The 12,691-nt window shown below is 69.5% G+C and carries 9 protein-coding genes and 1 pseudogene; 1 reads left to right on the top strand and 9 read right to left on the bottom strand.

Annotated features, from left to right (window positions below):
* The first annotated feature begins 1 nt into the window (after position 1).
* On the top strand, positions 2-724 hold the full coding sequence (gene sitI6 / locus G4D86_RS16030; protein ID WP_163994528.1) for a SitI6 family double-CXXCG motif immunity protein: 723 nt from the start codon (positions 2-4) through the stop codon (positions 722-724).
* An 18-nt stretch (positions 725-742) separates the two neighbouring features.
* Here sitI6 and G4D86_RS16025 read toward each other — a convergent pair whose 3' ends face one another.
* The 9 genes and pseudogenes from G4D86_RS16025 to G4D86_RS15990 form a co-directional block, all read right to left on the bottom strand.
* On the bottom strand, positions 743-1,438 hold the full coding sequence (locus G4D86_RS16025; RefSeq protein WP_163994526.1) for a J domain-containing protein: 696 nt from the start codon (positions 1,436-1,438) through the stop codon (positions 743-745).
* A gap of 152 nt (positions 1,439-1,590) precedes the next feature.
* Positions 1,591-2,400 carry a hypothetical protein gene (locus G4D86_RS16020; RefSeq protein ID WP_163994524.1) on the bottom strand — a complete coding sequence of 270 codons (810 nt, stop codon included), beginning with the start codon at positions 2,398-2,400 and terminating at the stop codon, positions 1,591-1,593.
* Positions 2,401-2,426: 26 nt separating this feature from the next.
* A complete protein-coding gene (locus G4D86_RS16015) occupies positions 2,427-5,612 on the bottom strand; it encodes a TonB-dependent receptor (protein WP_163994522.1) in 3,186 nt (1,061 codons plus the stop codon).
* A 133-nt stretch (positions 5,613-5,745) separates the two neighbouring features.
* Positions 5,746-7,521: a GMC oxidoreductase gene (locus G4D86_RS16010; protein WP_163994520.1), complete on the bottom strand. Its 1,776-nt coding sequence runs from the start codon at positions 7,519-7,521 to the stop codon at positions 5,746-5,748.
* A 12-nt stretch (positions 7,522-7,533) separates the two neighbouring features.
* On the bottom strand, positions 7,534-9,729 hold the full coding sequence (locus G4D86_RS16005) for a patatin-like phospholipase family protein (protein WP_240360277.1): 2,196 nt from the start codon (positions 9,727-9,729) through the stop codon (positions 7,534-7,536).
* Entirely contained in the window at positions 9,726-10,706 is a 981-nt protein-coding gene (locus tag G4D86_RS16000) for an acetoacetate decarboxylase family protein (RefSeq protein ID WP_163994518.1), read from the bottom strand. Before G4D86_RS16000 ends, G4D86_RS16005 begins: the two co-directional genes overlap by 4 nt.
* 12 nt (positions 10,707-10,718) lie before the next feature.
* A complete protein-coding gene (locus G4D86_RS15995; RefSeq protein WP_163994516.1) occupies positions 10,719-11,768 on the bottom strand; it encodes an alpha/beta hydrolase family protein in 1,050 nt (349 codons plus the stop codon).
* A gap of 111 nt (positions 11,769-11,879) precedes the next feature.
* Positions 11,880-11,981: pseudogene (locus tag G4D86_RS54530) on the bottom strand (SitA6 family polymorphic toxin lipoprotein); the annotation flags it as partial.
* A 21-nt stretch (positions 11,982-12,002) separates the two neighbouring features.
* A complete protein-coding gene (locus G4D86_RS15990; protein WP_163994513.1) occupies positions 12,003-12,653 on the bottom strand; it encodes a hypothetical protein in 651 nt (216 codons plus the stop codon).
* Between the last annotated feature and the right edge of the window lie 38 nt (positions 12,654-12,691).

Here is a 12,691-nt window from a genome sequence, read left to right as displayed (position 1 = left end):
GATGAGCAGGTACTTCTTGCTGGACGAGGACCGGGCGGCGGCAGCGAAGCATGGCGGAGTAGTCAACGCGTGGCACAAGCTGGGGCTGCCAGGCGTGAGGTGCCACACCTGCGGCGCCACCTGGACCGATGCGGGCCACGAGTACCCGTGCATTGACCTGTCACAATTGCCAGAGCGCAAGCAGTTCGAGAAGGCCAGGCCCGAGCCCTTCCCCGAGTTCGCGCGCCTGCGCGAGCTGGTGCGCCCCCTGGCACCTCGGGACGCGGAGCTACCACCCGGTACGGGCTTCGGTCCGCTGGTGGGCCGTGCCCATGGGGAGTTTGGCCCCATCTCCTGGGTGGGGGGGCTGAAGCTCCTCGTGCACCGGGACGTGTTGGAGCGCCTCCAGGCATCGGGCGTCCGGGGGCTGCTGGGCTGTCGAACGGAGCTGCGGTTCCGTCAGAAGAACCCGCCGGAGCTGATGGAACTCCAGATTGAGCCCCACGGCCGGCTGCACCCGGACTGCATTCCACCGGATGTTCCTCCACCGTGCGCCACCTGTGGCCGGCACGCCTTCAAATGGCCGGACAACCCCATCCTGGACGCCGCCACCCTGCCCACTGACCTGGACCTCTTCCGCGTGGGCAACTTCGCCACGATGATTGTCGGCACCGAGCGGCTCATGAACGCCGTGCAGCGCCTGGAGCTGGACGGCCTCACCTTCCGTGAGCTGCCCACTCGCTAGACGACACAGAGCGCGCGTCTACTCCCGCGGTCCCCGCCCCGCGCGCGCCGGAGCCGTCAGGCTCGCGAACGCCGCGTTGATGCGCTTCGTCTCCGCCTCGGCCACCTCGCGCAGCTTCGGCCCCAGCCCCGCCACCTTGTCCGGGTGGTACTGCAGGAGCAGCGCGTTGCGGGCCGCGCGCGCCTCCTCGAAGGAAGCCCCCGGCGTCAGCCCCAGCAGCGCGTACGGGTCTTCCACCCGAGCCGGCTCCGGCTCCGGCGCGGCCTTCGCACGAGAGGCCCGCTTCGCCCGGTTCTTCAGCAACCGCTCCATCGCAACCAGCTTCACGCGCGTGAAGATGGCGTCGTTGCGCTCGCGCTGTTTGAGCCGCACATAGCCCTGCTGTGACAGCGCGCTGATGAACAGCGACACGGCCTGCGACGCCAGCGCGTGTGAGTCCAGGTTCAGTGCCGGCTCGCTCCGCCAGCTCAGCTTGCCATCCGCGAAGATGAACACGTCACCGGGCTGAATCGCGTCCCCCGAGACGCGCGTGAGCGCCTCGGGACTGGCCGACGCCAGCTTCACGTCCGGGGACCACGCGAAGATGCGCTCCGCCAGGTCCTGCGGGAAGGCGCTCTCCGTGCCGCCCGTGCCCACCAGGACGACGGACGTGCCCGTGCGCTGCGTGAAGCGACTGAGCTCCGTGGCGGTGCCGAAGAAGGGAACCGAAAGCATGCGCAGGACCGTGGCCGCCAATGCGCTCGCTGAAGCGCCGCGACCATGTAGCGTCCCGCGTTTGAAAAGTCGAGATGGGTCAGGAAGCGCGCACGGGCCCGGCGGAGCACGAAGTCTCCACCGGGCCCGTTGACGAGCTCACTGCATCCGTGTCACGGCTGCTGCTGTTCCGACGGCACCTCGCCCGTGAGCACGCAGATGAGCGCGTCCGGGTCGCACTTGACGGGGAAGATGGGGTTGATGCCCGAGCCGCGCAGCCGCCCCGCGTCGAAGTTCGCGTACGGGTCGCACGCCACCTCGTTGACGCCACCGTCGCTCAGTCCGCACGTCACCACGGGCCAGATGCCCTTGGCGCTGTACTCCGCGGTGCAGCCGTTCTCCGTGTAGCGCAGCTCCGCGGTGAACTGCGTGCCCGGCGTCCCCGGCGAGTTGTAGATGCGCAGGTTGGACCACTCGTACGTGAAGGTCTGCGCCGCCTGGGCGGGCGGGCCGCCGTCCGGCTGCACCCCGCCGTCGGGCAGGCCCGGTGCCGTGGCGGGCACGTCCAGCCGCGAGGGCGTGAGCGTGGGCACGTTGCAGAAGTTGTCCGGCCCCGGCGCCTCGCTGGCGAACGGGCCCACCGAGTACGTCGCATGCGTGGGGTCCGGGTCCGGCCGCGTGGATGCGAAGTCCCGCCCCAGCTTGCCCAACCGGGCGCTGCGCACGGCGACGGAGTCCGGCGCGCTCGGAGTCTCACCGAAGTACTTCTGCAGGCCCACGCGCTCCGGCTTGAGCCGTGCGCACTGCTGGTCCGGATTCTGTCCGGGCTTCAGGGTGTACGTCGCGGCGAAGGAGCCGGTGGAGCCGTCGATGCTCGCGCGCGCCACCACGCACTGCGGCTCCGGCTCGTCCACGCCGCATGCGAATACGGCCACGGCGGCCGTCGCCACGCCCACGCTCAGTCCCATCAGTCGAAGTTTCATGGAAGGTGTCCTCTCTGGGGAGCGGGCTAGAAGCTCAGCTTCGCGCCGAAGCGGATGGACCGCGGCGCCTGGTACGCCGTGGGGCGCTTGAAGTTGGGGTTGATGTCGGACGTGCGGATGCGCGCGAGCTTCGTCCCGTCGGGGAGCACGGTGTACTCCGTGTCCGAGACGGGGACGATGCGGCAGGCGGTGTTGTACGCATCGAGGCACGCCGACAGGTCCGCCGGCTTGCCGTCCTGCTCGATGGCGTACACGCGGTTGAGCGCCAGCGTCTGGTCCACGTTGGTGTACTGCTGGAAGTTGAAGAGGTTGAACACGTCCATGGACACGCTCAGCGTGTAGTCCTTCGACAGCTTCTGGCTGACGCCCACGTGGGTGTCGACGTTGTGCACCCAGGGCAGCCGGCCGGCGCTGCCACGCGGGAGGATGAACGTCTCCGAGCCACTGCGGCGCGGGTGCAGGCCCAGGTAGTTGAGCGGCGTGCCCGAGCGGCTCCGGTAGCCGCCACCCACGTTGAAGCTGGTGGCGTTGGTGAGCACGAACTCGCGCGCGCCGAAGGCCTTGAAGGAATGCGTGCGGTCGCCGGGCAGCGGGCCGTCGCGGTTGGTGGTGAGCGACAGCAGGTCGAAGTCGCGCGTCAGGTTGGGAGACAGCTGCCCGGTGTCCGCGCGGAACAGGCCGGAGTAGTTGCCGCGCAGCTTGGACCACGTGTAGCTGGCCTGGGCCAGCCAGCCGTTGGAGAAGGTCTTCTGGTAGTACAGGTTCACCGCGTCGTAGTGGCGGCGCGCCTCCGGGAAGTCGGACGAGAAGCCCTTGCCCGGGTTGCCCAGGAAGAACGTGTTGCCGTCATCCCGGCTCATGTCCTCGATGACGTCATTGAGGACGCGCCGGGTGTACGCGAGGCCGACGCGGCCCACCATCAAGTCGTACTCCGCACCCGCCATGAACTCGTCCGCGGACTGCGCGCGGATGTTCGGGTCCACCGGCACGCGGTCTCCACCCTGGGCGTCCCAGGTCTGGTTGGGGCCCTCGTTGGCGTTGCCCAGGCGCTGGCGGTTGGCGTCGGTGCAGCCCGTCAGCAGGGACTCGCGGTTGCTCGGGTTGCAGGCCGGCGCGGTGTAGGTGGCGGACAACAGCTGCTGCTGCGGGAAGGACAGGTCCGCCATGTCCAGGGGCACGTTCTCGTAGAAGCGCGCGTAGTTGACGAACAGCTTGGAGCGGCCCTGCTGGGTGAAGTCGTAGATGGCGCCAATGCGCGGCGACCACTGGTTGGGCAGGTGCAGGCCCACCTGGTCATCCAGGCCCCAGATGGTCTGCACGTCGTAGCGCAGGCCCACGTTGACCGTCACCTTGTCCAGCACGGACCAGCTGTCCTGCACGAAGCCGCCCACCGTCAGCGACGTGGACGTGCCCTGCTTGCTGGCGAGGAACACCGGGGTGTCCGGCCCGGACAGGTAGCCGTACTCGTTGAGGCTGAACCAGCAGTTGCCGCTCGTGCACTCCTGCCACGGCGTGCGGCCCGTGCGCGCGCGGTTGAGGGAGAAGCTCGTGCGCTCCGTGTCGAAGCCGGCCTTGAAGATGTGGTGGCCGAGCGCCTGCATCAGGTACGTGCCCAGCACCTTGCCCTGCACGCGGTCCAGCTCCGCCTCGCTGATGGTGTTGGGGCCACCCGTGGAATAGGAGGTGACGGGACAGTTGCGCGACTGCTCGGCGGGCGTGGCACCACAGACGGACGGGTCGGGCAGCGACTCGAACTCGGTGATGGAGTGCGGGGTGCGCGTGCGGCGCCAGGCCAGGTTGGACTGCCCGGCCAGGCCCTGGCTGGAGCCCAGCTCCGAGCCGTCCGACGGCAGGGTGGAGTCGGCCTGGTGGTGCCAGCCCAGCGTGGCGTCCACGAGGAACTTCTTGTCGAAGAACGACGACTGCTGCTTCGCGACGATGTCCATCACGCTGTTGGAGCGCCGCGTGGCGATGGACTCGTAGGTGCCCTGGACGAAGCCGGTGCACGACAGGCCCACGCACACCTCGGGGTCTCCGTCGCGGCTGAAGGAGTACCGGCCGTCGCCACCGGAGGAGCGCGGCGTGCCGAAGACGGACACCGACAGGTTGTGGTCGGAGTTGAAGAGGTACGTCAGCTTGCTCATGTACTGCACGCTGCGCTCGTCCGCGAAGCGGCTGACCTGGCTGCCCTCAATCGGCGTCACCACGCTGAAGCCGGTGGACGGGTCCCTGCGGCGCGCGCCCACGGACGCGCAGCCGTTCGCCGGGTCCACCTCGTCGCAGATTTCCAGCTTGCTGAACTGCCGGTCCACGCGGATGCGGTTGAAGGACGGCGCCACGCCCACGTAGAACCAGAGCTTGTCCTTGACGATGGGGCCTCCCAGGTCGAAGCCGAAGTCACCCTGGTTCCACGGAGTGCCCGTGGCGGAGACGACGCTGCCCTCCTGGCGGATTTCCGTGCCCGCGCGCTGGAAGGCGCCCGGCGCCATGGTGCCGAAGACGGAGCCGTGGAACTCGTTGGAGCCGGACTTGGTGACGACGTTGAGCACGCCGCCGGTGGAGCGGCCGTACTCGGGCATGTAGCCACCGGTGATGACGTTGACCTCCTGGACGAACTCCACCGACAGCGGCGTGCCCAGCGTGCCCACGCCCGGGTCATTCACGGACAGGCCGTCCACCACATACTGGCTCTCCGGCGAGGAGCTGCCGCTCACGCTCACGCCGTAGCGGTCCTCCGTGGCGCCCGGCGCCAGCTCCGCCAGCGACTCGAAGGAGCGCGACGCGGAGCCCTTGGTGCCCGGGCGGATGACGGCGATGTTGCGGATGAAGTCCGCGTCCACGCTCAGGCCCGCGGTGCTGCTGCCCACGTCGATGGTGGGCGGCGTGGCGGTGATGGAAATCTCCTCGCCGAGCGAGCTGGGCAGCAGCTGGACGTTGACGCGCACCGTGCGGTCCAACCGCAGGACGACGTCGCTGCGCACGAAGGGCTCGTAGCCCTCGCGCTCCACGCGCAGGGTGTACGTGCCCGGGGGAAGCTGGGGGAGCCGGTACAGGCCGCTCGCGTCCGAGACGACGGTCCGCTCACCCTGCAGCTTCGGAGACGTGGCCGTCACCACGGCGTCCGCGAGCGACTTCTGGTCCGCCGCGTTGGAGATGGTTCCGGTGATGACCGAGGTGCCCTGGGCAAACGCCCCCGCACCCCATAGCAACATCGCGAGACATAGCCCGCGAGCGAGACCTGCACGTGTAGACAAAGCTGACTCCCCTCCAAGGTAGGGGCCGCACTCTGTCTCGAATCACGAGAAAGCAACAATACTGAAAATAACAGGCATCACCGACACGGGCTCACACGGGAGCGGCGGGCACCTCCACGTCCTGGGGCGCGTGGGCGGGGGTGGACACGGGGCGTGAGCGCCCGGCGAGGAGGTGCTCGGCGAAGCGGTCCGCGAGCGCGGCGATGGTGAGGCTGGGGTTGGGCCCGGTGGGCCCGGGCATGACGGAGCCGTCCGCCACGAAGAGGCCGGGGTGGCCGTAGACCTCGCCATTGGCATCCACGACGCCCTCCTCGGGCGAGTTGCCCATGGGGCAGCCGCCGAGCGGGTGCACGGTGATGACGCGGCTCAAGTAGCCCAGCGGGTTCTGCACCATCTTCCCCTCCAGCGCGTCGGCGATTTCCCGCATGGACTCGCGCACGCGGCGGAAGTACTCGCTGGAGCCCTTCACCCGCCAGTCGATGTCCAGCATCCCGTCGTCCGTCAGGCGCATGTGCCCGTCGGGGATGTCCCGGCCCATGGCGAGCAGCGGCAGGGACGTGGCCGAGCCGGTGCAGTCGCCCAGCACCTCGGCAATCTCCTCGCTGACGTCCGAGTCGCGGGTGAGCCGCAGCCAGCCCTTGGCGATGCGGCCCGCCAGGCGCGCGCTGCGCTTGAGGAGCGAAATCTGGTGGGCGCCCTCGTACAGCCAGTTGAAGAACTCCGGGAAGCCGGCGTCCTCCACGTAGTAGCCGCGCCCGGTGCCGCCCTCCTCCTCGCCCCGGAAGTGGATGGCGCTGGTGATGACGGGCCCCCGTCCCCCGTCCAGCACGCGCGGCAGCGGCGTGCCGGAGCTGCTGTCCCTGCACCGGAGCAGGAAGCCGAGCAGGTCTCCGTTGCCGCAGAAGCGCGTGCCGAGCTGGGCGCTGAGGGCCGGGAAGTGCCCCCGCCTCTCCATCAACCTCAACAGATAGGTGGTCCCGAAGGTGCCCGCGGACAGCACCAGCCGGTCCGCGGTGAGTGTCGTGCGGGGCAGCAGCTCGGAGGAGACCTCCCGCCGCTCGCCCTCGCGCGCGTCCGAGTGGTCCACGTACTGCACGACGTAGCCGCCGTGCTCTCCGGGCCAGAACTCCTTCACCTCGGCGAGCGTGCGCAGCTCGGCGCCGTGGCGCTTCGCGGCGGACAGGTACGTGTAGTCGAGCGTGTTCTTGCTGCCGTAGTTGCAGCCGATGTCACACTCCCCGCACAGCCGGCACGTGGTGCGCGTGCGGCCGTGGAGGTTGGGGTGCTCCTCGCGGATGGGCTCGCCCGGCACTGGCGCTTCCCCGGGGTTGCTGAAGGTGACGGCCAGCGGAGGCAGCTGCCAGTCCGCGCCCCGCCCCAGCCGCTCGGCCGCGAGCTTCATGGCGAGCGTCTTGGCGGTGGACGCGTAGGGCGCGTGCTCCAGCGGGTAGCGCTGGGCGTTCATCATCCGCTCCACGACGTCGTAGTGCGGGTCCAAATCCTGGCGGGTGACGGGCCAGGACTCGTAGCCGCCGTCGCGCAGGTTCTCGTGGACGAAGGTCTTCTCGTCCTTGCGCAGCAGCACGTTGGCGTAGATGAGCGAGCCTCCGCCCAGCCCGGACGACACCACGCCTCCCAGTCCCCGGAAGGACCAGAGGTTGAACATGCCGTACATGCCCTGGCTCGGGTCCCAGAAGTTGCGGCGCATCCCATAGGGGCTGCGCGGGAAGGAGCCCGGCGGATACGCCTTGCCCCGCTCCAGCACGCAGACCCGCAGGCCGGCCTCGGCCAGCCGCCAGGCCATCACCGAGCCGCCGAAGCCGGAGCCCACGATGATGACGTCGTAGTGCGCATTGCCAGCGTCCATGGTGTCCCCTCCTCACACGTTCGCCGTCGGCTCCTGCCCGCGCTCCGTGCCCTCCGGGGCCCGCTCGGGTTCCTCCTTCCGCGCGCGCGGCGCGTAGAGGTCCCAGAGGGTGCCCAGGAAGAGCCTGCCGAAGCGGCCCACGGCCCGGAGCCCCTCGGTGCCCTCGCGGGCCGAGCGCATGCTGGAGATGAGCTTGAGCAGCTGCCCCACGCCGAGCTTCAGCACGCCCGCGCCCACCACGGGGCCGCGCGCATCCGGGCCCTCGTGGAGCTGGGAGTACAGGCGCGTGGTGTCCTTCCACAGGTCGGGGCCGCGGTCGTCGTGGATGGTCTTCGTGCCCTCCAGGTAGTACTCCTTCCCGTTCGCCTCGAAGCGCAGGCCGTATGTCATCAGGCGCGTGTTCGGGTCATCGGTGGAGCGGAAGAGGTTGAAGTACCCCTGGCGCACGGGGAGGTCCTCGCCGAAGGGCGGGTAGCTGACGTGGGCCACCAGGCGGGCGGCGTGACTGGCGTCCTGGATGAAGGCGTCCATGTCATCCACGCTGATGGTGCAGTGCATGGTGAAGGCGGTGTCCTTGCCCTGACGGGCGCCGGCCACGGGGTCGGTGACGCCAAGGGCCAGGGGTCCGGACATGGTTTCGCGGAAGGTCAGGTCGGGAGCGGGTTCGGTCATCTGCGTCATCTCCGGGGTGAGGGGGAGGCCGCGGTCGCCGGCCACCGCGAGGTAGCGCCAGGCGTCCGAGTAGCCCATGTCGATGAGCGAGGCGGCGGTGATGTGCCCCGCGTAGAAGTCCGGGTCCAGCGGCAGCGGACGCTCGGGCTTGATGAGGTGGACGGCGATGGGCTCGCGGTGCCCCATCACCACCTCGCCCGCGCGGATGCGTGCGTTGATGTCTTCGATTTGCGCCAGCTGGGCGAAGAGTGCGCCGTTGGCGCTCATCTCAATCATGTGGACGTACTGACGGAAGACGCCGCGCTCGTACGCGGGCGTATTGCCGATGCACCACAGCACCCACAGCTCGTCCGCGCCCCGGCGCACGGCCTCCAGCAGGTTGGCGTCCTGAATCCACACCGAGTCCGTGTAGATGGCGCCGGCCCTCCGCACGGGGGGCATGAAGATGGGCAGGGAGATGCCCGCCACGAGCAGGTCGCGGTCCACGTGCGTGTGGGGGATGACCTCGTTCGTCTTCCGGGTGAACTCGCAGACGTTGAACGTGCCCTCCATTCCGTCGTGCGCGCGGATGGCCTCCACGTCGATGCCCAGGTGCGGGAAGACGTGCTGGACGATGCCGTCCGCGTCGCCCATGGCCTCCATCTTCCAGGCGCGCAGGTACTGCTCCGGCGAGACGAAGGACACGAAGTCCTTCACCCGGAGCGTCCGCCACCTCTCACACATCTCCTTCGGAGACAGGCCGGACAGCAGCATCGCCAGGTTGATGATGCCGCCCGACGTGCCGTCGCCATGCTGGAAGGTGAGCCCCGCGTCCGACAGCGCGCGCAGGACGCCCGCCTGCCACGCCACGCGCATGCCGCCGCCCGCGAGGATGAGCGAGCGCTTCCGCCCGCTCGCGGTGAAGGGCAGGGGCGCTGGGGAAGGCGCCGCGTCCGTCATGGGCGCACCCTCCGCCACCGCGGGGTGTGCCGGGCCGGACGGAGACACCTCCGCCACGGATGCGCCGGGCATCGCCGGCATCGGCCGGGGCCGCCCGGATGGAGGCACGCCCACGCCGGGTGCGCTCATCCCGAGCGGCTCCGTCACGGCCCCGCTCGCGGTGAGCGCCCCGGTGCGGCCGGCCACGGAGGCCCGCTGCTCCCGGCGCAGGAAGGCGAGGTAGCCCAGCACCACCACGCCGGACAGCAGGTCGAAGAAGGCCACGGTGAGCGCGAGCGGCGAGAAGACGCCGCGCAGCACGCCCAGCGACACCGCGCCGAAGGCCGCCAGCTTCTGCACGCCGGCCCACAGCACGGCCACGCCATTCTCCCGCGGGGACTTCAAGCCGTGGAGCAGCAGCCCGCCGAACAGCACCATGAACATGCCTTCGATGCCGAAGGTGTGCCGGCTGGTCAGGTCCGTCCCGGCCTCGAGGAACGCGAGCAACGTGCCGGGCATGAGAATCATCCCCACGCCGCTGACGATGGTGACCCAGGCAATGGCCTGGAGGACCCAACGCCACTGCCGCTCATGGGCCTGGAGCCAGCGCGCGCTCACGGATGCGCCTCCTGCTCGGACGCGTGCGGGTGGGTGACCTCCTCCACCAACTCCTGCTCCATGGTGAGCAGCTCACCCTCGGGTGCGGTGCTCGACGACAGCGCGGGCGCCTCGCCCGGGGGCGGCATGGGCGTCTGGCTCTGGCCCAGGGGGAAGACGCTCTCCAGTCCCTCGGGGTACGTGTCGGCGGGCAGCGTGGGCTGGCTGAGGAACCACGCCTCGAAGTGGTCGTCGAGCACGCCGCTCGTCTTGGGGAAGAAGCCGGTGAACAGGGGCTTGGACGAGATTCCCAGGTCCTTCAGCGGCTGCACGCGGGGGTGGTCACCCAGCTCCAGCCGCGCCCGGGCGCGCCGGCCCAGCCGGAAGCCGAGCTTCCCCCGGAAGTAGATGTAGCTCTTCATCAACATGCCGCGAAACGCGCAGTAGTTGGCGGCCGCCATGCGCACGGGCAGCCAGGCCTTCTTCGGGCGCTCGATTTCGATGCGCACCGCGCGCTTGCCGCCCTCGTCGTAGCGGCTGCTCACCGTGCCGTCCTCGATGCGGAAGTCCAGGTTGCCCAGGTGCTTGGGCATGCCCCAGATGCCCTTGCCGCCCTTGACGGAGACCTCGGTGTTCACCGGCAGGTCGACGACGTACTGCCCCAGCCCGTACTTCTTCTGGAAGAGGACGGGCAGCAGCGGGGGCGCGCGGCGAGGCCCGAAGGTGCAGGCGATGGCGACGCTGAACTCGATGTACGCGCCGATGTCGGTGGTGCGGTAGTCGATGACGGTAATCATCAGCACGCCCTTCTTGCGGCTGATGCGCAGCGGGTGCAGCTCGTCGCCGGGCAGCAGGCGGGCGGCCTTCTCCGCGTCGATGGGGAAGGCGGCCATCAGGGCCGGGGAGTCCTTCGAGTTGATGGGCAGCTCATAGGGGATGCCATCGACCCGCGAGAAGCGGCCGGTCTGCGTGTCGATGCGTCGTGGCATGCGGAACATGGTGGGGCTCCATCACACCGGCTTGTCGAGCTCGGCGAGGATGAGGGGGAAGACATCGCGGGAGGCGTCCTGGCCCATGAACATGTCCAGGTGGCCGTAGTCGGGGACGACGTGCAGCGAGTGGTAACCGGGGCGGAAGCGCTCCAGGTGCTCGAAGCTGCGGCGCTGGCTCTCCGGCAGGAAGCAGTGGTTCTCCGCGCCGGCGAGGAAGACCCAGCGCGCGTCCGTCTGGGGCTCGCGCTCGGCCAGGTCCTCGTCGAGCGAGGGGAAGTCCTCCACGGGCAGCAGGTGTCCGGCGCGCACGCACTGGCCCATCTGCAGGAAGAAGGTGAGGGGGACCTTGGCGAACTCGTGCTGGAGCCACTCGTGCGTCTCGGGGTTGAGGTTCTCGTGGCGCCAGAGCACGGGGAAGCCGACGCCGTAGGTGAAGCTGGACCAGCGGCAGACGAGGTTGTCGCACTCGTGGTGGATGGCGCGGACGAGCAGGTTGAGCGCCTTGGCCGTCAGCGTGGGAGCGCCGAAGCTCCACTGGGGGTCCAGGTATTCGGTGAGCCGGGCCACGGGAGGGACGGCGAACTTCAGCTTCAGCTCGGCCGCGTGGGACACCACCGGGTGCAGCGACACGGCGTTGGTGATGATGAGGGGCACCTGGGGCAGCAGGCCGGCGACGGCGGACATGGCGAAGCTGGTGGAGCCCTGGCAGTGGATGATGGCCTTGACGGTGTCGTGGCCCGTCTCGCGGACGATGGTGCGGATGGCGGCGGGGTGGTCATGGACGGCCGCCTGGTCGAGCGTCCACTCACTGGGCTCCACGTCGATGCTCGCGCGCCAGTTCTCCAGCCACACGTCGTAGCCGTCATCGATGAGGGCATCGACCAGGGTCTGTCGGACGGGGGCGCGGAAGATGTTGGCGCGGACTCCGGCGCCGTGCACGAGGACCACCGGTCCCTTGGGTGCCTCCTGTTCTGCGTGGACGTGGATGAGGTTGAGTGCTCGCCCATCACCCGCGAGGAACGGGACGACCTCTTCGTGGCGCGGCGAGCTGGCAGGTTCGACGGGCATCGGGCAGACCTCCCATCTCGGTCGAGTGGGCGCCGCGCGGATGTGATGCTGTGACGGAGGGCCGTGCTCGCCTGCCCTCTGGAGGGCTCAGCGGGTGGCTTCATTACCCGCCTCGGCCCCGTCCCACTGTTGTTGGTAGGGCGGCGTGACGGTTGAACAGGCCAACCAGGACACTGCGAACAACGACAGCCAGTCAGCCCGGAGGGTTCGCATCGTCCGCAAACCCTGGCATCCTCATTCCGCGGGTCGCTGCTCGCGCATCCCCTCACGAAACAGCGTGAACACAGCCTGTCCGCAGTGGCCTGAAATATCCGCCCTCGCACGGGCCACGCGGACCTCGTAGCGGATACCATTCAGCGTCAGCGGCACTGTCTCGCCAACACGAGCGGACAATGCGCCCCGGGTCTTTGCATCCTCCAAGCGCAGCCGGACGCCTCGGGTGCGAGCGCCCTGCCCCGCCGCACAGCCCGTCTCCTCCCAGTAGACCCGCAACTCCGGCACGAGGCCCGCTGGCAACAACACCTCACCACCTGGCGTCGTGGGCGCACTCGGCACCGTGAGCAGCAACAGCCGTCCCTTCTCGTCTCGCAGCGTGTCACCCGCGAGCAGCACCGGCTCCTCACCATCACTGGAGAGGCACCCCGCCGGCTCGCGGTGGCTCACCCAAGTCACCGTGCGCCCCTTCAGGTCCGCGAGCACGTCCGGCACCGTGAGGCTGTAGCTCACGCCTCCGCGCACCCTGCCCATCTCGTACTCCAGCACCGAGGCCCACTGGTCCTGATGGCGGTACGCCCCCTGGAGCTGCCGCGCCACCGTGAAGCGCCGCTCCAGCCGTGGCCCCGTGCGCTGTCCGGCCGCGTCCTCCGGCTCCTCCTTGAAGGCCACATCTACCTGCGCTGCGCGCCAGACTTCATCACAAGGGC

The sequence above is a fragment of the Pyxidicoccus caerfyrddinensis genome (genome assembly GCF_010894405.1).
Lineage (GTDB): Bacteria > Myxococcota > Myxococcia > Myxococcales > Myxococcaceae > Myxococcus > Myxococcus caerfyrddinensis.
Note: the sequence above shows the minus strand (reverse complement) of the source record. Positions and strands in the feature narration are given on the sequence as shown.

Bases quoted from the DNA above. Each gene is read 5' to 3' on its own strand.
- G4D86_RS16025 (WP_163994526.1), bottom strand. From the start codon at position 1,438: ATGCTTTCGGTTCCCTTCTTCGGCACCGCCACGGAGCTCAGTCGCTTC.
- G4D86_RS16020 (WP_163994524.1), bottom strand. From the start codon at position 2,400: ATGAAACTTCGACTGATGGGACTGAGCGTGGGCGTGGCGACGGCCGCC.
- G4D86_RS15995 (WP_163994516.1), bottom strand. From the start codon at position 11,768: ATGCCCGTCGAACCTGCCAGCTCGCCGCGCCACGAAGAGGTCGTCCCG.
- G4D86_RS16000 (WP_163994518.1), bottom strand. From the start codon at position 10,706: ATGTTCCGCATGCCACGACGCATCGACACGCAGACCGGCCGCTTCTCG.
- sitI6 (WP_163994528.1), top strand. From the start codon at position 2: ATGAGCAGGTACTTCTTGCTGGACGAGGACCGGGCGGCGGCAGCGAAG.
- G4D86_RS16010 (WP_163994520.1), bottom strand. From the start codon at position 7,521: ATGGACGCTGGCAATGCGCACTACGACGTCATCATCGTGGGCTCCGGC.
- G4D86_RS16015 (WP_163994522.1), bottom strand. From the start codon at position 5,612: ATGTTGCTATGGGGTGCGGGGGCGTTTGCCCAGGGCACCTCGGTCATC.